Source organism: Qiania dongpingensis (assembly GCF_014337195.1).
GTDB classification, from domain to species: Bacteria; Bacillota; Clostridia; order Lachnospirales; family Lachnospiraceae; genus Lientehia; species Lientehia dongpingensis.
In genome coordinates, this window is record NZ_CP060634.1 from 630,003 (window position 1) to 651,921 (window position 21,919).

The 21,919-nt window shown below is 50.1% G+C and carries 18 protein-coding genes; 3 read left to right on the plus strand and 15 right to left on the minus strand.

The window, feature by feature from the left end:
* Positions 1-182 precede the first annotated feature (182 nt).
* Positions 183-1,109, minus strand: coding sequence for a translation elongation factor Ts (gene tsf / locus H9Q78_RS03020; protein WP_249303530.1), 927 nt, complete (start codon positions 1,107-1,109; stop codon positions 183-185).
* A gap of 55 nt (positions 1,110-1,164) precedes the next feature.
* Positions 1,165-1,905: a 30S ribosomal protein S2 gene (gene rpsB / locus H9Q78_RS03025; RefSeq protein WP_147596705.1), complete on the minus strand. Its 741-nt coding sequence runs from the start codon at positions 1,903-1,905 to the stop codon at positions 1,165-1,167.
* Between the two features lie 237 nt (positions 1,906-2,142).
* Here rpsB and H9Q78_RS03030 point away from each other — a divergent pair, with 237 nt between their 5' ends.
* Positions 2,143-3,894 carry an ABC-ATPase domain-containing protein gene (locus tag H9Q78_RS03030; RefSeq protein WP_249303531.1) on the plus strand — a complete coding sequence of 584 codons (1,752 nt, stop codon included), beginning with the start codon at positions 2,143-2,145 and terminating at the stop codon, positions 3,892-3,894.
* Between the two features lie 100 nt (positions 3,895-3,994).
* Here the strand turns inward: H9Q78_RS03030 and codY are convergent, their stop codons facing one another.
* From codY to H9Q78_RS03055, 5 genes are all read right to left on the minus strand, one after another.
* Positions 3,995-4,768: a GTP-sensing pleiotropic transcriptional regulator CodY gene (codY, locus tag H9Q78_RS03035; protein WP_147596707.1), complete on the minus strand. Its 774-nt coding sequence runs from the start codon at positions 4,766-4,768 to the stop codon at positions 3,995-3,997.
* Between the two features lie 116 nt (positions 4,769-4,884).
* Complete coding sequence (gene topA / locus H9Q78_RS03040) at positions 4,885-6,951, minus strand: type I DNA topoisomerase (RefSeq protein WP_249303532.1); 2,067 nt, start codon at positions 6,949-6,951, stop codon at positions 4,885-4,887.
* Complete coding sequence (gene dprA / locus H9Q78_RS03045; protein WP_249303533.1) at positions 6,899-8,155, minus strand: DNA-processing protein DprA; 1,257 nt, start codon at positions 8,153-8,155, stop codon at positions 6,899-6,901. Before dprA ends, topA begins: the two co-directional genes overlap by 53 nt.
* Positions 8,156-8,199: 44 nt before the next feature.
* Positions 8,200-9,726, minus strand: a complete 1,527-nt coding sequence (locus H9Q78_RS03050; protein WP_249303534.1) for a YifB family Mg chelatase-like AAA ATPase — start codon at positions 9,724-9,726, stop codon at positions 8,200-8,202.
* A 991-nt stretch (positions 9,727-10,717) separates the two neighbouring features.
* Complete coding sequence (locus tag H9Q78_RS03055; RefSeq protein ID WP_249303535.1) at positions 10,718-11,677, minus strand: alpha/beta fold hydrolase; 960 nt, start codon at positions 11,675-11,677, stop codon at positions 10,718-10,720.
* Between the two features lie 173 nt (positions 11,678-11,850).
* Between H9Q78_RS03055 and H9Q78_RS03060 the strand changes: the two genes are divergently transcribed.
* Both H9Q78_RS03060 and arcC read left to right on the plus strand, forming a co-directional pair.
* Positions 11,851-12,729 (plus strand): hypothetical protein, encoded by an 879-nt coding sequence (locus H9Q78_RS03060; protein ID WP_249303536.1) that lies wholly within the window; start codon positions 11,851-11,853, stop codon positions 12,727-12,729.
* A gap of 111 nt (positions 12,730-12,840) precedes the next feature.
* Entirely contained in the window at positions 12,841-13,776 is a 936-nt protein-coding gene (arcC, locus tag H9Q78_RS03065) for a carbamate kinase (RefSeq protein WP_249303537.1), read from the plus strand.
* A gap of 73 nt (positions 13,777-13,849) precedes the next feature.
* Here arcC and H9Q78_RS03070 read toward each other — a convergent pair whose 3' ends face one another.
* The 8 genes from H9Q78_RS03070 to H9Q78_RS03105 all read right to left on the minus strand — a co-directional run bounded on the left by H9Q78_RS03070 (position 13,850) and on the right by H9Q78_RS03105 (position 21,798).
* Positions 13,850-15,034, minus strand: coding sequence for a pyridoxal phosphate-dependent aminotransferase (locus H9Q78_RS03070; protein WP_249303538.1), 1,185 nt, complete (start codon positions 15,032-15,034; stop codon positions 13,850-13,852).
* A 25-nt stretch (positions 15,035-15,059) separates the two neighbouring features.
* Complete coding sequence (locus H9Q78_RS03075) at positions 15,060-16,334, minus strand: aminotransferase class I/II-fold pyridoxal phosphate-dependent enzyme (protein WP_249303540.1); 1,275 nt, start codon at positions 16,332-16,334, stop codon at positions 15,060-15,062.
* 75 nt (positions 16,335-16,409) lie between these two features.
* The gene (gene proC, locus H9Q78_RS03080; RefSeq protein WP_249303541.1) at positions 16,410-17,207 is read right to left on the minus strand and encodes a pyrroline-5-carboxylate reductase; all 798 of its coding nucleotides are present in this window, start codon (positions 17,205-17,207) and stop codon (positions 16,410-16,412) included.
* Between the two features lie 16 nt (positions 17,208-17,223).
* Positions 17,224-17,793, minus strand: coding sequence for an SMC-Scp complex subunit ScpB (gene scpB / locus H9Q78_RS03085; protein WP_249303542.1), 570 nt, complete (start codon positions 17,791-17,793; stop codon positions 17,224-17,226).
* A 15-nt stretch (positions 17,794-17,808) separates the two neighbouring features.
* On the minus strand, positions 17,809-18,624 hold the full coding sequence (locus H9Q78_RS03090) for a segregation and condensation protein A (RefSeq protein WP_249303543.1): 816 nt from the start codon (positions 18,622-18,624) through the stop codon (positions 17,809-17,811).
* Positions 18,625-18,665: 41 nt separating this feature from the next.
* On the minus strand, positions 18,666-19,544 hold the full coding sequence (locus H9Q78_RS03095) for a metallophosphoesterase (protein ID WP_249303544.1): 879 nt from the start codon (positions 19,542-19,544) through the stop codon (positions 18,666-18,668).
* Between the two features lie 109 nt (positions 19,545-19,653).
* Complete coding sequence (locus H9Q78_RS03100) at positions 19,654-21,120, minus strand: sensor histidine kinase (protein ID WP_249303545.1); 1,467 nt, start codon at positions 21,118-21,120, stop codon at positions 19,654-19,656.
* Positions 21,121-21,798 carry a response regulator transcription factor gene (locus H9Q78_RS03105; RefSeq protein WP_249303546.1) on the minus strand — a complete coding sequence of 226 codons (678 nt, stop codon included), beginning with the start codon at positions 21,796-21,798 and terminating at the stop codon, positions 21,121-21,123.
* Between the last annotated feature and the right edge of the window lie 121 nt (positions 21,799-21,919).

Below are 21,919 nucleotides of genomic sequence, written 5' to 3' on the forward strand. Positions count from 1 at the left end.
TCACGATAAAAGATAACAACTTGACTCTGAATGCAAAAAACCCCTTGAAGCACCGTAAATTCAGCATTTTCAAGGGGTTTAACAATTCTATTTTTATTTTGCTTCAGAAAAGGTTACTGTCCCATACGACTGTTGCTAATCTCACTTTCGCCTTACAGACTCAGTTCGCTAAGCAACGCTGATTAGTTTCCACCCATCTGCTTTGCAACTTCTTCTGCGAAATTCTCGCTCTTCTTCTCCAGGCCTTCACCTGTCTCATAACGGACGAATTTCTCAACGGAAACCTCCGCTCCAACTTCCTTGGAAACAGCCGCAAGATATTTTCCAACAGTCAGATCGCCGTCTTTTACATATGCCTGATCGAGCAGACAGAACTCCTTGAGCTCCTTGTTCAGACGGCCGATGATCATCTTGTCCAGAATATTCTCCGGCTTATCCGGATTCTCGTTTCTCGCCTGCTCCTTGAGGATGGCAGTCTCTTTTTCGATGAAATCCTGAGGAACCTCAGCACGGGATACATACAGGGGATGAAGCGCTGCAATCTGCATCGCGACATTCTTGAGCGCTTCCTTCACTGCGTCGTTTACCACAGAAGACTTGGCCACGACCAAAACGCCAATCCTTCCGCCGCCATGGATGTAATCCACTACGCAGCCATCCTTTGCCTCTACCTTTTCAAAACGTCTGATGCTCAAGTTCTCGCCAATGACAGCGACCTTTTCCACCAGCGCTTCTTTTACTGTCTTGGAAGCGTCAGCCGTCCAGGCCTCTGCCATGAATGCGTCCATATCCGCCGCATCCGATTTGACCGCCTGATCTGCCACATCCGCTACGTATGCCTGGAAATCAGCATTCTTCGCAACGAAATCCGTTTCAGAGTTTACTTCCACAATAGCAGCCTTCTGTCCGTCGATAACGGTTTTAACAAGACCTTCTGCCGCGATTCTCCCGGCTTTTTTCTCTGCCTTTGCCTGTCCGTTCTTTCTCAGGAATTCCACTGCCTCGTCCATATTGCCATCGGTGGCCGCAAGCGCTTTCTTGCAGTCCATCATGCCGGCGCCTGTCATTTCTCTCAGTTCTTTAACCATTGCTGCCGTAACTGCTGCCATAATTATTTCAATCCTTTCTTAATCTATAGAATTTTCCGGGATAACGTCCTGGCTGTTACGCCTCGGCAGCTTCCGTCTCAACCTGTACGTCTGCTGTCTCTTCCGTTACCTCTTCACCCTGCTTCGCTTCAATAACGGCATCTGCCATCTTGGATACGATCAGCTTAACCGCTCTGATAGCGTCGTCGTTTCCAGGAATCACATAATCCAGTTCTTCCGGATCACAGTTGGTATCCGCGATACCGATCAGTGTGATACCGAGCGCATGGGCTTCCTGTACACAGATTCTTTCTTTTTTCGGATCTACGATGAAAATGGCGTCGGGAAGCTTCTTCATATCTTTGATGCCGCCCAGGTTTCTCTCCAGCTTCTCCTGTTCCTTCTTAAGAGCGATGACTTCCTTCTTCGGAAGAACCTCAAAGGTTCCGTCTTCCTGCATTTTCTCAATGGTGCGGAGTCTCTGGATCCTGCTCTGGATGGTCTTGAAGTTTGTCAGCATACCGCCGAGCCATCTCTGATTTACATAATACATACCGCAGCGTTCTGCTTCGATCTGAATCGCGTCCTGTGCCTGCTTCTTGGTTCCCACAAAGAGAATCGTACCGCCGTCGGCCGCGATATCGGCCACTGCCTTGTAAGCATCGTCCACCATTCCTACGGATTTCTGCAGATCGATGATATAGATACCATTTCTCTCCGTATAAATGTAGGGAGCCATCTTAGGGTTCCATCTTCTCGTCTGATGGCCAAAGTGTACGCCTGCTTCCAGCAGCTGTTTCATTGAAATAACGCTCATTTTCTTTCCTCCATTTGGTTTAGACTTCCGTGAATTTCTTTTTTCCTCTGAGACCGGATGCGCCCGGCACCGTCGTCGGAATCCATCCACGTGACAATTTTTCAGCCTTATTATTGTACCATGACATATTTTCAATTGCAAGTATTTTTTCTTTTATTCCTGCAAAACCGCTCTTTTATCGGCAAGGACATGCTATAATGGTAAAGAATCTATAATCCAGAAAGGAATTCTTATCTTATGAAAACATCTGCTCAGCTTGACTCCATGCTCCGTGACATCGACCACAAGAGCTATCCGGCATATAAGACACTGAAAGGATTCTATGATTTCGGATCCTATTCATTGTCCATCGACCACGTGCAAGGCGACCCGTTCGCCTCTCCCTCAAGGCTCACTCTCCATATTACGGACAAGTCCTCCGGATTTTCCCCAGATTTTTGGAGCTCTGAGGACCGGAAAACGGCTTTCTGCGACTTCCTGCTCCGGCAATTTGAAAAGGCAGTACAGGATTATTCCTTCCAGGCCAAAGGCTCCGGAAAAAGCGGAGCTCTGTTCACCACCCGCTGCGGCCCACAGGTACTCAGACGCACGGCTTGTACCGTCAGGGAAAAAACTATCCTCATGCGATTTGAAGCCGGTTTCCCTGCCAACGGGCGCACCATCAATTCCAGAGAGCTTCGCAAAATCCTGTTTGATTATCTGCCAAAGTGCGCGGAAAAATCCCTGTACTATAAAAATATCAGCCAGAGCGCCCTTCAAAACGCCATGGAGCTCTACGAGGACCAGCAGGCTCTCCGCACATTCCTGCCGGAAAACGATTTGATCGCATTCGTAGCGGACGGCGCAGTCCTGCCCCGGAAATCCGGAGTGTCAAATCTTCCCATGAAAGAGGCCGTCCCTTTTTCTTCACCTGCCTCCATGAAGGTCTCGTTTTCTCTTCCCCACAGAGGGAGAATCACCGGCATGGGTATACGAAAGGGCATCACTCTGATCACCGGGGGCGGCTACCATGGAAAATCCACCCTTCTGAAAGCGCTGGAGACCGGCGTCTATAACCACGTTGCCGGAGACGGAAGGGAATTTGTCATAACCGACGCCTCCGCGGTGAAGCTCCGGGCAGAGGAAAGCCGTATTATAAAAAGGGTTAATATCTCTCCTTTTATCAATCATCTTCCCAACGGAAAAGACACCAGCAGTTTTTCCACGGAAGATGCCAGCGGCAGCACTTCACAGGCTGCCGGGGTTATGGAAGGAATTGAGGCCGGCGCAAAGCTCTTCCTGATCGACGAGGATACCTGCGCGACAAATTTCATGGTGCGCGACGAGCTGATGCGCAGGGTCATTTCTCCTGACAAAGAGCCTATCACGCCTTTTCTCAGCCGGATCCGCCCTTTGTTTTCCCAGCTCGGCATTTCCACCATCCTGGTGGTTGGCAGCTCCGGAGCGTTTTTTCACACGGCCGACTGTGTCCTCCAAATGGACAATTATCAGGCGAAGGATATCACCACACGCGCAAAAAAGGAAGCAGAGGATTATAACGCTTCCCGCGCCGGCTCCCTCGGTGAAAGCAGCGGCGCTGATCCTTTCTGTTTTCCCCGCGGCATCATGAACCGGACGTATCGGCCCGCCGTTCCAAAAAGCGGGAACGATCACCGCCGCCGCTCTGTCCAAAACCCGGAACGGGACTACAGGCCTCCCAAGATCAAGGTACAAGGTAAAGACAGTCTGTTCTATGACAAGTCCATGATCGACCTGCGCTATGTGGAACAGCTGGCCGATGAGGAACAGACTAGAGCCCTGGGCTATATACTGCTGTATCTGAATACGCATTTGGATTCGCCCGTCCCGCTGTCAGACCATCTTCCAGGGCTGTATGAAAAAATAGTCCGGGAAGGCATGGAATCCATTACCTCCTGGGACTGTCCTCCCTTCATGGCTCTGCCCAGGCTTCAGGAAATCTATGCCTGCATCAACCGCTGCCGGTTCTGACGGAATGTAAGAAAGCAAAAATCCTGCGGCGCCTTCCACTCGGAGGCCTCCGCAGGATTTATTATTTATCATATCCGTTTCCTGGACATTCAAAGCGATTCTATACTTCCTTCAGCTTTTTCAGTTCTTCAAACACCACGTCATTCAGCACCTTGATATAAGTACCTTTCATTCCAGAAGAACGGGATTCAATGACTCCTGCACTCTCAAATTTCCTGAGCGCATTGACGATCACAGAACGGGTAATGCCCACACGGTCTGCAATCTTGCTGGCCACGAGGATTCCCTCATTCCCTTCCAGTTCCTCAAAGATATGCTGAATAGCTTCCAGTTCAGAGAACGACAGAGTACTGATGGCAGATTTTACAATCTGGATCTTCCTCGTCTCTTCAGCATTTTCCTCATTCACAGAACGCATCATCTCCAGCCCGACTACCGTGGTGCCATATTCACTGAGGATGATATCGTCAATTCCATACTGGTCGTTGGACTTATAGATGAACAATGTTCCCAAACGCTCACCGGCGATATCGATCGGCGTAATGATCGCCTGATACTTTTCCACATTCGTCTCTGCAAATCCCAGCGTTTCCAGATTTACATTTTCCTTGGTAGAAAGAACACTGAGCAGTCTTTCATTCAGCATCCGGTCTACGAAGCCCCCCACTTGATCTTCAATGAGTTCTTCAATCTCTTCTACCCCTTCGCTGATACCTACTCCCAACACCTTGCCCTTTTTACTGATAACAAGGATGTTGGAATCAAGAATATCGCTCAGCACGGCACAAATATCATTGAAGACAACCTTGCTGGAATTGTTGTTATGGAGCAATTTGTTAATTTTTCTGGTTTTATCCAATAATTGTACGCTCATTGCTGGCCTCCTATTCATATTCAGTAATTCCAACTTATTCAGCCCTATCGTATCATACTTTTCAAGGCACCGCAACACTTTTCACATTTCTTTTCGTAATTTTTATATAATTTCGATTATTTTACCTTTTCAATCAGGAAACCACAGGTCTGTTCCGAACAAATCAGCTTATTTCCTTTTTCCACCATATAACTCCCGCACTTCGGACACTTTTCATTGGACGGCTTCTGCCAGGACATGAATTCACAGTCGGGATGGTTGCTGCATCCATAATATCTTCTGCCTTTTTTGGTCTTTTTCACGACAACGTCGCCGCCGCAGACCGGACAGCTGACCCCGGTCTTCTCCAAATACGGCTTTGTGTTCTTGCAGTCCGGAAAACCCGGGCACGCCAGAAATCTTCCATGAGGTCCATATTTGATGACCATGTTTCGGCCGCAGTTCTCACAGATTTCCTCTGTGACCTCATCCTCTATTTTCACGGCCTCCAGTTCCTTCTGTGCAGCCGTCACCGCCTCCATCAGATCCGGATAAAAATTACGGATGACGGTCTTCCACTTCACGATCCCGTCTTCCACTCCATCCAGAAGAGATTCCATATTCGCGGTGAACGCTACGTCCACCAGACTGGGGAACGCTTCTTTCATAATGTGATTTACAATCTCTCCCAGCTCCGTTACATATAGGTTTTTATTCTCCTTGGCCACATATCGCCTGGCGATGATCGTCGTAATAGTAGGCGCGTAGGTACTGGGACGGCCGATACCGGCCTCTTCCAGCGCCCGCACCAAAGAGGCTTCCGTATAATGGGCCGGCGGCTGGGTGAAATGCTGCTTGTAATCAAACTCTTTGAGTGACAGCGGCGTCTCGATGGTCAGATTCTTTGCCAGCGTATTTGGTTCTTTTTTCTCATTGGGATCCGTATATACGGTCATAAACCCTTCGAACTTCACCTTGGAAGCCGAAGCGGTAAAGCGATAATCACCCGCGTCAATCTTTACATTAGTCGTCTCATAAACGGCCGCTGACATCCTGCACGCGGTATACCGGCGCCAGATGAGCTGATACAGCCGGAATTGATCCCTGGAAAGGGAATCTTTGATCTTGGCTGGGGAAAGCTCGATGTTCGTCGGACGGATAGCCTCGTGGGCATCCTGGATCTTTCCGCCGGATTTTCCCTTTTGTTCATCAGCCAGCACAAATTCCGGCCCGTATTCCGCTGAGATATACTCTGCCGCTGCCTTCTGGGCTTCTTCGGATATACGGGTGGAATCGGTACGAAGATATGTGATGATACCGGCCGTGCCGTTTCCCTTTATGTCAATTCCTTCATATAGCTGCTGAGCGAGCCGCATCGTCTTCTGTGTCGAAAAATTCAGTACATTGGCCGCTTCCTGCTGAAGAGTACTCGTCGTGAAGGGGAGCGGCGGTTTCTTTACCCGTTCTCCCAGTTTGATATCGGCAATCTTAAATTCGGATTTTTCCACCTCCTTTAAGATATCATCCAGCTGTTCCTTGTCTGCGATGGTGATCTTCTGTTTCTTACTCCCATAGAATTTCACCCTCATGGGCTTTTTCTCACTGCCGCACTGGACATCTGCCTCCAGTGACCAGTACTCCTGAGGAATAAACGCAGAAATCTCTTCTTCTCTGTCACAGATGATCCGAAGCGCAGCGGACTGTACCCGCCCTGCGCTCAGCCCCCGCTTCACCTTCGCCCACAATAACGGGCTGATGCTGTATCCCACCATTCGGTCTAAGACACGGCGCGCCTGCTGGGCATCTACCAGATTCATATCGATATCTCTCGGCGCTTTCAGCGAGGCTTTTACCGCAGTTTTTGTGATTTCATTGAAGCTGATCCTCTGGACCTTTTTATCCTCCAGCTTAAGGGCCGTCATCAAATGCCAGGAAATCGCTTCCCCCTCACGGTCCGGGTCAGTCGCCAGATATATCTTATCCGACTTTTTCACTTTCTTGCGAAGGTTTGCCAGAATATCTCCCTTTCCGCGTATTGTGATATATTTTGGCTCGTAATCGTGCTCTATATCAATGCCCATCTGGCTTTTCGGCAGGTCTCTTACATGCCCGTTGGATGCGTCTACATCGTAATTGGCCCCCAAAAACTTTTTAATTGTCTTCACTTTTGCGGGGGACTCTACAATGACCAGATACTTTGCCATAGTGTTCTCCTTTATCTCTTTTTGCCACATAATAGTGCTCATATGGCTGCACAACCAGTCCCTCCATCTCCAGATCCACAAGGCAAACCGCCAGATCGGCACTATTTAGTCCCGTTTCGAGGCAGATTCTCTCCATGGATTTGGGTTCGGAATCCAGACAACTATACACCCTTTCCCAATTTTTATCAAGAGATAACTGATCATTATTAGAAATTCTTAATTTTTTTCCTCCAAGATTCCAGAAGCTGAGTATATCCTCCGGCTCCGTTAAAAGCTCCGCTCCGTCCTTCAAAAGACTGTTGGTCCCGCAGCTCAAATAATCCCCGGCCCTGCCGGGAACTGCCCAGATTTCCTTTCCCTGTTCCAGCGCATAGGATGCGGTGATCAAAGATCCACTCCTCTTCCCCGCCTCCACTATGGCCACACAATCCGACAGACCGCTGATAATACGGTTCCTGGCCGGGAAATTCATCGGCAGCGGCCTCATACCCGGCGGATATTCGGAAATCAGTCCTCCGGCTGCCTCCACCTCTCCATACAGGCATCGATTTTCCCTGGGATAGACCACATCCGGCCCGCATCCCAAAATACCGAAGGTCCTGCCTTTTCTGTTTTCAGCCCTTAGAGCTCCCCGGTGACCGGCGGCATCGATTCCTCTGGCAAGCCCGCTTATGACCTGTATGCCGGCCTCTGCCAGAGCTTTTCCTAAGCCCTCAGCCATGGAACGTCCATAATAGCTGCAGTTCCGGGAGCCCACTATGGCGGCTGAAGGCATGTCATCGGAAGGAAGGCGGCCTTTTATAAATAAGCCAAGGGGGCGGCCTGGAATGGTCAGAAGACGTTTAGGATAATTTTCGTCACATAATGGTACAAATGCAATGCCTTCTTGATCCATATCTTTCAACGCTCTTCGAATCGTATCCGGTTCACGCCCCTCCCGGATATCCCTTACCGCGCGTTCCAGAATCTTTCCATTATAAAATACATCCGCATCGTCTGTGTCCCCCATGAGTTCCGTCTGTCCGTCCGGCTGTCTCGCCGGCCTGAGTGCATCCCTCAAGGCTTTCTCCGACGCGTAAAAAATCTCTTCTGGTGTGCCCAGCCGCTGCAGAAGCTGTTCTCTCACTGAAAGAGGTATCTGACTCAGCCCACAGTACCAATACCAATATTCCCGCTCTGAAAGTACGCTTATTTCTTTTTTCATAGTTCCTCTTCCTTCCTATATTATATGTCTCAATTTCCATTTTTTTACATTATCTGCAGACTTGGAACCCGGTAAAGGATTGCCTCCTTCAGATGCTTTTTTTCAATAATGACAGCTCCCTCCAAATCTGCGATGGTCCTGGCCACTCTCAGGACCCTGTGGTATGCTCTTGCGCTCATTTCCATCGTATCAAAGGCTTTTTTCATAAACGCCTCTTCCCGCTCCCCCAATGGACAGTACTCCAAGATCCTGCCTCCGGGTATGGAGGAATTATAGAGAATATCTGTTCCTTCAAAACGTTCTTTTTGTGCCAGTCTCGCCTTTTCCACCCGTTCCCGGATGGAGCAGGAGGCTTCCGCGTAACCATTTTTCTCCTGGAGTTCCCGGAATGGAAGCCGGTCTACTGTCACGCTGATATCGATCCTGTCCATCAGAGGACGGGATAATTTCCCCAGATACCTTTGTATCTGCGGTATAGAGCATCTGCATTTATTTCTGTCTGGAAAGCAGCCGCACGGACACGGATTCATGGCAGCCACCAGCATGAATTTTGCCGGAAATTCATAAGAACCGTACAGCCTGGAGATCACTACCCGTTTTTCTTCCAAGGGCTGGCGCAGAGCCTCCAATGACGCCCGTGACATCTCCGGAAGCTCGTCCAGGAACAATACGCCATGGCTTGCTAAAGACAGCTCTCCCGGTCTTGGAACCCGCCCCCCTCCGGTCAGCGCCGCCGGCGTAACCGTATGATGAGGCGCCCGGAAAGGCCTTTCCATAAGGAGAGCCGTCCCTTCCGGCATCAGTCCGCAGATGCTGTTGATCCGGCTGATTTCCAAGCTTTCTGCCAAAGTAAGCCTCGGCAGGATACCCGGTATACATCTGGCGATCAAAGTTTTTCCCACTCCGGGAGGCCCCAGGAGCAGAAGGTTATGCATTCCGGCAGCGGCAATCTCCGCCGCACGTTTCGCCGTCTCCTGCCCTCTGATATCCTTAAAATCCATACCCGAATAGCTGTCCTCCATGCAGGAGGACAGATCCACATGCGCTGCTTTTCTCATATCCGGCTCCTTTAAAAGCCTCACCACCTCATTCAGATGTGAAGCGCCGCAGACCCGAATCTTCTGATTCACCGCCCCTTCCTGTACATTCCCTTCCGGAACCAGCATTTCATTTAGTCCGGATTCCTGCGCGCAGGCGGCTAAAGCCATAACTCCGGCCACAGGCCGCAGCTCGCCACCCAGCCCCAGTTCTCCGGCCAGCAGCATTCCTTCCAGATTCTCGGCCGGTATGACTTCCATTGCCGCCAAGACCGCTACCGCCACAGGCAGATCAAATAGAGTTCCGTCCTTTCTCACATCCGCCGGAGCCAGATTTATGACAATCCTCTTCGGCGGAAGGCGATAGCCCGCGTTTTTCAGCGCCGTCCGCACTCTGGAGGCAGCCTCCTTTACTTCAGTGGACAGCGCGCCGACCATATCAAAGCTCGGAAGCCCGTCACCCATGTCCGCTTCCACTGTGACCAGCCGCCCTTCCATTCCCTGGATGGCGGCGCTATAGACCTTACTGTACAAATAATCCACTCCTTTCCAAATTTCAACGATGGATTTCACAAAAATTTATTTGTTTTACTCTGTGCATTAACGTTTATTGGAAAATAAAAGAAAGTTTAAGAATGTATCAAAGATCAGATCGAGAAATATCAGAATTAGATTCGGTTGTCAAAAAGTATACCTTTGAATACTTATAAAACAAATTTATCTTATGAATCAGATGAGACAGGAGGAAATCCGATTCCATCCAGGCGGCTCGCTGGCAGCCGTAACCAGAATTTTTACGGCCTCCAGTCGGTCCTTTCCAACTGACATGGATAAATCGATATTTTTCCATGTCAGATTCCAACAAAAATCCGCATGATATGCGATTTTTGCCTCCCTGTGTCCGGGAATATTCTGCTAACGCCCTTGCGGCGCTTGCCTTACGATGGAATCGAATCATTCCTCCTGCTCCTCTTTCCGCACCGGAATAAGGCTTCCGCGTGTTTTGAAAACCATTGGAGCGGACACTGCAGCCCGCTGCGGTACGCGCGCGGGCCGTGTGGATATCCAATCCTTTTCTGGAATCTAAGAAACAGAGTTTATCCAATGTTGTGCGGCAGGCAGGGCACCGGCAGAAAGATTCCGGGCTGGCCTAAAGGTGAGCGCCGCAGGGCAGCGGCCGGTGTTCCCCAGGCGGAGGGAGGCAGAAACGAAAAATACCGATTCCGTTTCTGAGCGAACCGGAGGCGGGAAATTATAAAAATTTTCTGCCGACATGTGAGCGGTACTCCCGGAGCGGGGATAAAGCGGCTTCTGCATCGCCAGTGAACCGAAATCGTGACGGCCAGGAACTTCTGCCGGTGTCTAACTGGGGCTTGGTCATAGCTTATTAAGAATGATTCCAAAAAGTGTTTTATATCATACCCAAGGGCATCCCTTAATTCAAGCCCTACGGGCAGGCGCACTTCGTGCGGTAAGGTATACCCTTTGAACCAGTCTTGTAAGTCACTGTTTTCCGCCGGATTGTTCAATGCTTTGTTATCTCTTCCACAGCGGCATCCATCCATGCTTTAATATCTTCAAATACAACGCTTCTGTCCAGTTCGTTGAGGATTTCATGGCGGTCTCCCGGATAGAGCTTCATCTGGACATGATGAAAACCCATGGACTGAAACTGCTTATAGCAGGCCCTGACCCCTTTTCCGTAGTTTCCCACAGGATCTTCTTCTCCTGACACCATCAAGATCGGAAGCTCCCGATTCATATTGCCGAAATCTTTTTTCTTCGCCAAGTCCACCAGAATGGTAAAGAAATCTCTATACGCCCCCGCTGTAAAAATAAAGGTGCAGAAAGGATCCCTGCAGTATGCGTCCACCGACTCTTCATTCTGGCTCAGCCAGTCATTCTCCGTCCGATGCTCCGGAATGCGCTTGTTATTTCCGCCTAAGGTCATCTTATAAAGAAGACGGCTCCTGTAGCGGCTGCCCTTTATCCTGCAGATGATCTCAGCCAGGCACTTTCCTGTGGCAACAAGAGGCAGTCCCATATATCCGGTCCCCATGATGACGGCTCCATCCACTTTTCGGCTGCATCTGGTCAAATATTTTCTCGTAAAGAATGAACCCATGCTGTGTCCCATGATATAGAGCGGCACATCCGGCCACAATTCCCTGGCTTTACATGTCAGACGGTAAATATCACCGATTACATGGCGATCCCCGTCTTTCTCAGAAAAATACCCCAGCTCTTCCTCCGAGGACGCCGTCTTTCCATGGCCCAGATGATCATGGCCGATCACTGCGTATCCTCTTTCCGCCAGATAAGAAGCAAATTCATCATACCGCTCCACGTACTCCACCATACCGTGCACAATCTGAAGCACCGCCTTTACATGTAAATCCACCGGCTCCCATTTAATACAATGGAGCATCTGCCCCGAATCGCCCGACTTCAAAAAAAACTCTTCTTTTCTTACCTTAGCCTCCATTGAATCCGCTTCCTTCCTGTCTTTTTAAATCCATCCTTTACCTGTGTTTTTATTTTAATACTTTCCTCCTCCCATGACAAGCCAGAGATTATTTTTCTTGCAACACTTTTCATTTCCGGATACACTACTTTTATGAAGGATTATCATGCATCAATCATTAAGGAGGATTATCATTGAAAACTCATACTAAAATGAAACGATGGAAAGCGGGATTCTTCCTTGTGCTGGCCGGATGTCTTTTCCTTTCCGGCTGCGGCAAAAAGACGGAGGAACCGGAAACCACTGAAACCATGAAACCGGCGGGCAGCGAGGCCGCTTCTCCTAAGTCGGAAGAAGCGCTCCGGGCCATGTATCTGACTTCTCCTGATGGGCAGATCTACTTTGTGGACATCCATAACGGTACCTTTTTCACTGCTCCAATCCCGGAAGAATTATACGATGCTTCTGGAACCCCCCTGTCTTCTGAGAACCTGAGCGCCGGATATATTCTGGATATCTATGGAAACGGCATCATGCTGGAAAGCTATCCAGGACAGTATCCCGGCGTTACCAAAATGGCGGTGGTAAAAGAGGGGACTGCGGAAGACGCTGCCGTCTATCAGCACCTGATAGACGAAATTTATACGGAGCCGGATCCCAGTCAGCCGGCCTCCCTCAACCTGGAGTACCGCACTGAGCAGGCTGCTGTGGCAGTCATGCTGACCAGAGGGAATTATACCTGGAGCTACACAGACAAAAACGGGGAAAAGCAGCAAGTAACAGCCTGCGGCTCCCATATCCTCCAATGGGGAGAATTAGCGGATGTCTCCCTGGAGAGCGGTACGAAACTGACTTTGTCCGGTTCTCCAAAGCCGGATTCTGTCATGGTCACCAGATGGCCTGTGGATTTATGGAAATCCGGTTCTGCCGACACATCTTCCCAGGAAGAAACTGTAGAAATCTCTCAGGAGGACGGCGTTTTCTGCATCCCCTCATCCGACCCGGGCTACGTCTATCTGATAGAAGCCACATGGCCTGAGGGAACTGTAGAATTTGGCTTCTATACAAAGTAAACTTTGCCTGAAATACTATGAAAATCGGATAAGTCATGGTATAATCTAGTCAGCGTCAGTTGACAAGAGCACGGACGCTGTTCTTTTTAATACAGAAATGAGGGGATTACCATGAATGAAAAAAAGATTGTAGTTGCCCTGGGCAGAAATGCTTTCGGCACTTTGTTCCCGGAACAGAAAAAAGCTGTTGCAAAAGCCGCCAGTGCGATCGCCGATCTGGTGGAAGAACGATATCAGATCGCCATTACGTTCAGCAACGGCCCCCAGGTGGGTATGCTTCACACTGCCATGACGGAATTCAGCCGTCTCTCGCCGGAATATACCGTAGCTCCCATGTCCGTATGCGGCGCACTGAGCCAGGGATACATCGGGTACGATCTGCAGAATGCCATCCGGACTGAACTCTTAGACCGCGGCATCTTTAAACCAGTTTCCACTGTTATCACACAGGTGCGGGTGGATCCGTTTGACGAGGCTTTCAGCGAACCGTCCAAGGTGATCGGACGGTATATGAGTGAAGATGAGGCCAACGCAGAAGTGGCAAAAGGCAATTATGTGGTCAAAGAAGAAAAAGGATACCGCAGAATCGTTGCCGCTCCCAAACCCATCGATATATACGAGATAGACGCCATTCGGGCGCTGCTTGACGCCAACCAGCTTGTAATCGCGGCAGGCGGCGGCGGGATACCTGTACTTCAGCAGGGCACCAGGCTGAAAGGGGCCAGCGCGGTCATTGAAAAGGATCTGACGGCCGCCCGTATGGCCGATATGGTGGATGCTTCTGTCCTCCTCTTCCTGACAGGGACGGAAAAGGTCGCATTAAACTATCGGAAGCCTGACGAGATATTCCTGGATCATCTTACTGTAGAAGAAGCCAGAAAGTATATGGAGGAAGGCCAATTTGAAGCCGGATCCATGCTTCCGAAGATTGAAGCTTCCATTGAATTTGTTTCCGCGTGTCCCGACCGAAAGGCAGTCATCACGGATCTGTCCAAGGCTAAAGAAGGACTCTCCGGTAAAACCGGGACTGTCATCACCGCCGTTTAAATTCGGTCAGAAATAATCTCTGTAACCTAAGACTCCCCGCAAGGCAGCTTTCCTGCTTTGCGGGGAGTTTCTTTTACTGGTACTGCTCCGACAGCTTCCGGAACGCATCCAAAGACCGTTCAATCATCTCCGTCTGCACACAATAGGCAATCCTCACATGTCCCGGGCATCCGAAATCATCTCCCGGAACCAGGAGGATATCAAACTCCTTTGCCTTCTCACAAAAGGCGTTGGCATCCGGCTCCAGGGATCTGGGGAACAGATAGAAAGCGCCGTCCGGCTTCACACACGTATATCCCATCTCTGTCAGGGCATTATACAGCAGATCTCTGTTTCTCCTGTATATGGTGACATCGGAGGTCTTTCCCACACATTCTCCGACCACCCGCTGGAACAGGCTGGGCGCATTCACATATCCGAGTACGCGGCCCGCTCCGCAGACCGCCGCATAAGCGGCTTTCTGATCCTCCATCTCATCGGGAACCACCACATATCCGATTCTTTCTCCCGGCAGCGACAGGGACTTGCTGTAAGAATAACACACAAAGGTATTTTCATAGTACTTGGTCAGATAAGGGACCTTTACATTTCCATAGACAATCTCCCGGTAAGGCTCATCGGAAATCAGATAAATGGCATGGCCATATTCTTCTGATTTTCTCTTCATGAGCTCTGTCAGCTTAAGGATCGTGTCTTCGGAATAGACGGCTCCAGAAGGATTGTTGGGAGAATTGACAATGACCGCTTTTGTTTTAGGACCAAGAAGTTTCTCAAATTCATCAAAATGAATCTGGAAGCTGTCGGTATCCGCCGGCGCCACCAGGAGCTTTGCCCCCGTTCCCTCCGCAAAAACTTTATATTCCGGAAAATAAGGGGCAAACGTGATGAATTCGTCTCCCTCTTCCGCCAATGCCTTGAAACATATGCAAAGGGAGGCCGCGGCTCCAACCGTCATATACAGATTGTCCGCATGAAAATGGGTTCCGTGAGCTCTGTTTATGGACCCGGCAATGCGGCTTCTCACTCCTGCATCCCCCTGGGCGCTGGTGTATCCGTGAAGCGCCGCCGATTCCTCTGTGGTCACCAGTTTCAGAATATTGTCCTCCACAGCCTGAGGCGCCGGAACATTGGGATTTCCCAAACTGAAATCAAAGACATTTTCTGCTCCCACTTCAGCCGCACGCTTTTTTCCAAACTCAAATATCTCACGGATCGTAGAGCGTCTGCTCCCGAGCTCAACCATCTTCTCTGCAAACATCGCTGTCATCCTCCTCTTTTTTCCGTTATCCCCGCTGTTTTAAAAGCTCGTTTACACCGGACATCTTTACGCACAGGCAGAACAGATGAATCGCTTTATCCAGTTCCTCAGGCGTAGGATAGGTGGGTGCGATCCGGATATTGCTGTCCTTCGGGTCCTTCTTATATGGATACGTGGCGCCGGCTCCTGTCATCACCACTCCTGCTTCCTTTGCAAACGCCACTGTCGCCTTGGCACATCCGGGAAGCGTATCAAGGGCGATGAAATATCCGCCTTTCGGCTTCACCCAGGACGCGAGGCCGGTTCCGCCCAGCTCTTCCTCCAAAGTATTCAGCACCATGTCAAATTTCGGCCGCAGGGCATCCCCCAGCTTTCTCATATGAGCGCGGATATTGTCAGCGGTCTTAAAATATTTCACATGCCGGAGCTGATTCAATTTATCATATCCGATCGTCTGTACTGTCATATGCTTTTTGATCTCGGCCACATTGGACACGCTGGCCGCCATGATCGCCAGACCCGCGCCGGGAAACGTAATCTTTGATGTGGAGAAAAAGTAAAGGATCCTGTCCTCATTCCCGCAGGCCTCCGCCGCCTTAAAAATATCTTTGAGCGTCACTTCCTCATAAATATGATGGACGCCATAAGCATTGTCCCAGAAAATCCGGAAATCCTTCGCGGCCGTCTTCATGGAAGCCAGTCTGTCCACAGTCTCATCTGTATAGCAGGCGCCAAGAGGATTGGAATGAAGCGGGACGCACCAAATACCTTTGATAGCCTCGTCCTCGGCCGCCATTTTTTCTACCACGTCCATATCCGGCCCATCCGCCGACATAGGCACCGGGATCATCTCGATTCCCATGTCCTCTGTCACGGCAAAGTGCCTGTCATACCCCGGGCTCGGGCAAAGAAACTTGATTCCCTTCACATCCTTCCAGGGTTTTTCTCCCTGGGTGCCGAAGAGCATCAGCCTCATCATCTCATCATACATCAGGTTCAGACTGGAACTTCCGCCCACGATGATCTTTTCCGCGGGGATGCCCAGCAAATCAGAAAACAGGCGCTTAGCCTCCGGTATTCCGTCCAGAACACCGTAGTTTCTGGCATCCAGGCCGGACTCTGTATGGTAGTCATCCAGCGCTGTCAAAAGTCCATTGGTAAGGTCCAGCTGGGCGGCGGCAGGCTTTCCCCTGGACATATCCAGCTTAAGTCCCTGCGCCTTAAAGTCCTCATACTGCTTCTGCAGTTCCTTCTGCAGCTCTAAAAGCTCTTCCCTCGTCATCTCCGTGACTTTCTTCATTGTAACTGCTCCTTCCTGGCCATGGGCCATATCCCTTTTTCACCTGACATATTCAACAATGCCCCTAATTGGCCTCTACATACTCCTCGCTTTGTCGGCGCAGGCAATCATCGCTTCTATGACGCTGCTTCTGAGCCCTCTTTCCTCCAGGACGCGTACTGCCTGTATCGTCGTCCCTCCCGGTGAACACACCATATCCTTTAAAGCTCCGGGATGGAGCCCTGTCTCCAATACCATTTTAGCCGCGCCAAGCACTGCCTGGGCAGCAAATTCATAAGCCTGGGCCCTGGGCATCCCCAAAGAGACTGCGCCGTCTGCCATGGCTTCCATAAACATAAAAGCATAAGCCGGCGCACTGCCGCTCACGGCAATGACCGCCTCGATCATCGCCTCAGACACTACAGAGGCTTTTCCAAAGCTATTAAGGATCTCCGTCACCCGCGCCAGCTCTGTCTCTGTCACCTTGTCCCCGGGAGTCACAGAAGTGATGCCTTCTCCCACCATAGCAGGCGTATTGGGATTGCAGCGGATGAACTTTAAAGGACGCCCAAACTGCTCCTCCATCCATGCCAGAGTCTTTCCGGGGGCAATGCTCACGATCAGCTGGCTCTCCTGTACCACTCCCTTGATCTCTCCGATCACCTGGCCGTAAAACTGAGGCTTTACCGCAAGTACCACAATCTCCGCTTCCTTTGCTACCTCCAGATTGTCGGCTGTCACCGAGATTCCCCAAGTCTCCTCTGCATAGTCAAGAGCCTTTCTGCTCCGGTTGGAAGCGATGATGTCGCCCGGCGCCATGACGTTCTTTCCTACAATCCCGCCGATGATCGCTTTTGCCATATTCCCGCATCCGATAAAACCGATTTTCTTCATACCGTCTCCTCCTAAATTAAATATCCAGCTTAAGCTGCACCTCTTCCTCTGCCTCCTGTTTAAACTCCTCCACCTGCTCCGGATCCACTGCGGGAAGCTCCTCCACAGAAGACACCCCAAAGCTTCTCAAAAATTCCTCCGTAGTGCCAAAAAGTATGGGCCTGCCAGGCACACTGAGCCTGCCCACTTCTTCCACAAGTCCATACTCGATGAGTTTATTTACCGCATGATCCGATTTCACCCCGCGGATCTTTTCTATTTCCAGCTTTGTCACCGGCTGCTTATAAGCTATGATGGAGAGCGTCTCCAAAAGTACCTCGGTCAAGACATATTTCCTCGGCTGAGCAGCTACCCTGATCAGATTTTCATAATATTCTGGCCTGGTGCACATCTGGAATGCCCCCTCCAGCTCAATGATCTTCATCCCGCGGCCTTCCGCGTCATAGTCATCCGCCAGATTCCGCACCAGCTTTTTCGTAGTCTCCTCATCCTGCCCCGCGGCCTCCGCCAGAGACTTAAGATCCACTGAGCCGCCCATGGCAAAAAGGACTGCCTCCAATATCGTCTTTGCTTCCTTGATTTCCATAAACTTCCCGTACCTCTACGCTTCCATGCTGACCGCGATCTCTTCCGCCAATTTTTCTGTATCGTCCGTAAGCCCCTCGGCCGCCTCCAGGATCAGATCGTCTCCGCCCGCGCTCCCGAAATCTTCCATGAGCACGACGTTTCCCATTTTCACAAGCTCTAACACCGCCAGAAAGGTGACCACCAGCTCCAGCTTGCTTGACTGCTCTTCCAAGAGCCGCCGGAAGCTGAATCGTCTCTTTCTCACAGCCAGCTCCAGCACCTGGGCAATCTTATCCGTCACCCGGAACGGCTCTTTCTGTATTTGGCCAAAACGGGAACGGACCGGATCGATCTTCTCCTCCTGACGTCTTAGCACCGTTTGAAAAATGTCATTAAGCCTGGTTAAGGTGATTCCCTCCAATAGCTCCGGAAGATTCACCGGCGGCCGGTATTTCATGACCTCCTCCGGGATCGTCTCCGGCTTAAACAGAAGCTTCCCCGCATCCAGCTGGCGGTCCTTCAGTTCCTCTGCCATATATTTATACATCTTATATTCCAGCAGCCGCTCTACCAGCTCCTGTCTGGGGTCCTCCTCCTCGCCCTCCTCGTTCATTTCGGCGGGCAGGAGCATCCTTGACTTGATATCCAGCAGCGTCGCCGCCATGACAAGAAAATCACTGACCAGATCCAGATCCTCTTTGTCCATATCACGCACATACTCTATGTATTGATCGGTGATCTCCGCAATGGGAATATCGTATATGTTCACTTTATTCTTATCTATTAAATGCAGGAGCAGATCCAGCGGACCTTCAAAAGCCTGCAGCTTTACCGACAGCTTGAGCGGCATGTCAAACCCTCATTTCTATTTCTGTTCACGTTGTACTAGCCTCAGGACACCCGCTTGAGCCTGACCACCAAAAGCTCTGACATATTCCCCAGCCGTATATTGACCGAATGGGTGCCAAGTCCGCCGCTGACGATCATGGTCTTTTTTCCCTTCTGGTATTTCCCTCTGCTGTATTTCGGAAACAGCTCCAGATTGGGAGAGATCAGGCCTCCGATCCCGGGAAACCTTATGGTCCCGCCATGATAATGGCCGCTGAAGGTCAGGTCCGCGCCCCATCGGGCATACTCTTCAAAATAAGAGGGAGAGTGAGCCAGCAGGATATGATACTCGTCGCCCCTGGCAAACCCCAGTGTCTTATCCAGGTATCCGTCTTCCATGGGCTTAAGATGAAATTTGTGATAATAACTTTTATCCATATTGAGGCCCGTTATGGTAATGGCGTCTTTTCCGTCGCGAAGAGTCACAGAAATATTGTCCAGAACCGTCACTCCCGCGCGCATCATTCCCTCATACCAATCCGTATACGCATCTCCATAGACCTCCGGCTCACGCCCCATACGGTCCTCATGGTTCCCAAGGCCATAATAGACCGGGTAACGGAACGCCAGTCTCTTCATCAGGCGTATCGTCTCCTCGTATCTGCAGCGTCCCTTCCTGGCCATAACCATGTCGCCCGCCACCATCACGGCATCTGGGTGCACTCTCCGAATGGCGGCCATCATCCTATTGTTCCGCCGTCCGGCTCCCTCATCATGAAGGTCAGCCATCACCGCCATGGTATAACCGTCAAAGGCCTCTCCGATGTCCGGGGATTCCACCTCATATTCCCTCACCGCCACATGCTTCCGCTCATACTGAGAACATACAAACAGCAGCAGGAACAGAAGAAGCAAAACTATTCCCGTGATAATCCATGCCATATATTTTCCTCATATTTCCATATCATAAAACTTATAAATCGGAAAAAATCTTCCTCTTCTCAATAGAATCTAGTATACCATATCCTTCCTGCAAAAAGCAACCTGACTTCTAGCCGCAGTCAAACTCACAGAAGAAAGCCACGCCGTCCTCCTGGTTCTCCACACCGTACCCGCAGTTATGAGATTCCATGACGGCCCTTACGATGGACAGGCCTATGCCGCTGCCTCCGTATTCCCTGGTCCTGGCCTTATCGACTTTATAAAACTTGTCCCATATCCTTCCAATATCCTCTTCTGGAATGGGTTTTCCCGTGTTCTTCACATAAATGCGCGCTTTCGTATCGCGCCGCTCCACGGTAATGGATATTTTCCGTTCTCCGTCCAGATGGTTCAGAGCGTTGCCCACGTAATTTCGGATCACTTCTTCTGCCATATACTCATCCGCCCAGATATAAAGACTTTCAGGACTGTGAAGCTCAACCTGCGCCTCCTTTTGCTCGATCAGTATCCGGTAGGAATTCAGCACGCCCTCAATCATGGAGATCAGATCGAAATGCTCCATGGAAATCTGCTCCCGGCCTGCTTCTATCTGGTTCAGAGTCAGGAGCTTCTTTACCATATTGTTCATCTTCGCAGCCTCGTCAATGATCACGTCACAGTACCACTCCATACTTTCTGGATCGTCACTGATGCCTTCCTTGAGGCCCTCCGCATATCCCTGCACCAGGGCGATGGGAGTTTTCAGCTCATGGGATACGTTGGACAGAAATTCCTGACGCATCTCATCTATTTTCGTCTTTTGTTCAATATCCCGCTTAAGCTCCAGGTTGGCGGTCTTTAATTCCAGGATGGTCTTTTCAAGCTGCTCTGACATGTGGTTCATATTCTGTCCCAAAATACCGATTTCGTTGTCATCCCCGCCCTCATATTTCGCAGTGAAATCCAGCCTGGCCATCCTGTCCGCCAGAGAAGACAGGCGAAGGATCGGCGCCGTCATATTCTTAGTCAGAAACCAGGCCGCTACAATACCGATGAACGCGACTCCCAGCGCGATATAAATGTGAAACCTGTTCACCAGATTCACGGTCTCTTCAATACTCTGAAGCGGCACCCTCATGATGGAAAAGCTCCCTCCCGTATAGGTGGAAAACATCTCCATATAGTAAGCCTCCAGATTACTGTCATATGTCTTGTTTATCTGATACTCATCGGTGGATTTTAAAAGCTGCACCGTCTGCTGCCGCCCCAGGATATAGGACAGAGGATCATTCCCGTTTTTCAGCGCGTCGGCATTACTGGAAGAATATAACACATTCTGAGAAGAATCCCAAAGAAAGATTTCAATGTTGTAATTTTCTTTGATCCTCCTCAGATACATCTTTGTCTCATCGGTCACCGTACCGTCACTGAAGAGCTGGCTTTCCAGCTGATTATGGGACTGGATCAGCGTACGCTGCTTGCTCTGCATATAATATGGCTCCAGACAGAGGTTGATAACGATCCAGCTGGCAACGATCACAGAGGCCACTACCCCTATCAGGATCATCGTATACTTAAAGCGAATGGTGTGCCTCATCTATTTATCCACCTCGAATTTATATCCCATGCCCCAAATGGTCTTGATGTATTCCCCTCTGGCGCCCAGCTTGTTCCGCAGCTTCTTCACATGGGTATCTATGGTTCTGGCATCTCCAAAATAGTCATAATTCCACACATGGTTCAGGATATTCTCTCTGGAGAGCGCAATCCCCTGGTTTTCCACAAAATAAGTGAGAAGCTCAAATTCCTTAAAGCTCAGATCAACGGACTTGCCGTCTACGCTCACCTGATGGGCCGCCTTATCGAGGACAATTCCTCCAACTTCCATACTGTCTGTCTTCACGGTCTTGCTCCGCCGGAGGATCGCCTCCACCCTGGCCACCAGGATCTTAGGGCTGAAAGGCTTTGAGATATACTCATCCACGCCCAGCTCAAATCCGAGAAGCTCATCCCGTTCTTCCCCTTTGGCTGTCAGCATGATGATAGGTACCTGGGAATACTGGCGGATGGTCCGGACCGCCTCATAGCCATTCATCTTTGGCATCATCACATCCATGATGATCAGATTGATATCCTTATCTGCAAAAAAAATGTCCACCGCCTGTTCGCCGTCTTCGGCCTCCAAAACGACGAACTCCTTCTTGACCAGAAAGTCTTTTACCAGTTTCCGCATCCTGCTCTCATCATCCACAACAAGTATTTTCAATCTATCCATTTTCCCGACCCACTTTCCTGTAAAATAACTGCTATTGCTAGTAATTTTAGCAGACTTGCCCTAATTATTCCATAGTTTTTGTTTGGAATTCACGCAAGTTTCACAAAAGGCACGGAAAGAT

Coding starts and splice junctions, on each gene's coding strand:
- H9Q78_RS03075 (WP_249303540.1), bottom strand. CDS start 16,334: ATGAAGAAAGTCACGGAGATGACGAGGGAAGAGCTTTTAGAGCTGCAG.
- tsf (WP_249303530.1), bottom strand. CDS start 1,109: ATGGCAGCAGTTACGGCAGCAATGGTTAAAGAACTGAGAGAAATGACA.
- H9Q78_RS03070 (WP_249303538.1), bottom strand. CDS start 15,034: ATGTTTGCAGAGAAGATGGTTGAGCTCGGGAGCAGACGCTCTACGATC.
- H9Q78_RS03090 (WP_249303543.1), bottom strand. CDS start 18,624: ATGCCGCTCAAGCTGTCGGTAAAGCTGCAGGCTTTTGAAGGTCCGCTG.
- codY (WP_147596707.1), bottom strand. CDS start 4,768: ATGAGCGTACAATTATTGGATAAAACCAGAAAAATTAACAAATTGCTC.
- H9Q78_RS03030 (WP_249303531.1), top strand. CDS start 2,143: ATGAAAACATCTGCTCAGCTTGACTCCATGCTCCGTGACATCGACCAC.
- dprA (WP_249303533.1), bottom strand. CDS start 8,155: ATGAAAAAAGAAATAAGCGTACTTTCAGAGCGGGAATATTGGTATTGG.
- rpsB (WP_147596705.1), bottom strand. CDS start 1,905: ATGAGCGTTATTTCAATGAAACAGCTGCTGGAAGCAGGCGTACACTTT.
- H9Q78_RS03055 (WP_249303535.1), bottom strand. CDS start 11,677: ATGGAGGCTAAGGTAAGAAAAGAAGAGTTTTTTTTGAAGTCGGGCGAT.
- arcC (WP_249303537.1), top strand. CDS start 12,841: ATGAATGAAAAAAAGATTGTAGTTGCCCTGGGCAGAAATGCTTTCGGC.
- H9Q78_RS03095 (WP_249303544.1), bottom strand. CDS start 19,544: ATGGCATGGATTATCACGGGAATAGTTTTGCTTCTTCTGTTCCTGCTG.
- topA (WP_249303532.1), bottom strand. CDS start 6,951: ATGGCAAAGTATCTGGTCATTGTAGAGTCCCCCGCAAAAGTGAAGACA.
- scpB (WP_249303542.1), bottom strand. CDS start 17,793: ATGGAAATCAAGGAAGCAAAGACGATATTGGAGGCAGTCCTTTTTGCC.
- proC (WP_249303541.1), bottom strand. CDS start 17,207: ATGAAGAAAATCGGTTTTATCGGATGCGGGAATATGGCAAAAGCGATC.
- H9Q78_RS03105 (WP_249303546.1), bottom strand. CDS start 21,798: ATGGATAGATTGAAAATACTTGTTGTGGATGATGAGAGCAGGATGCGG.
- H9Q78_RS03100 (WP_249303545.1), bottom strand. CDS start 21,120: ATGAGGCACACCATTCGCTTTAAGTATACGATGATCCTGATAGGGGTA.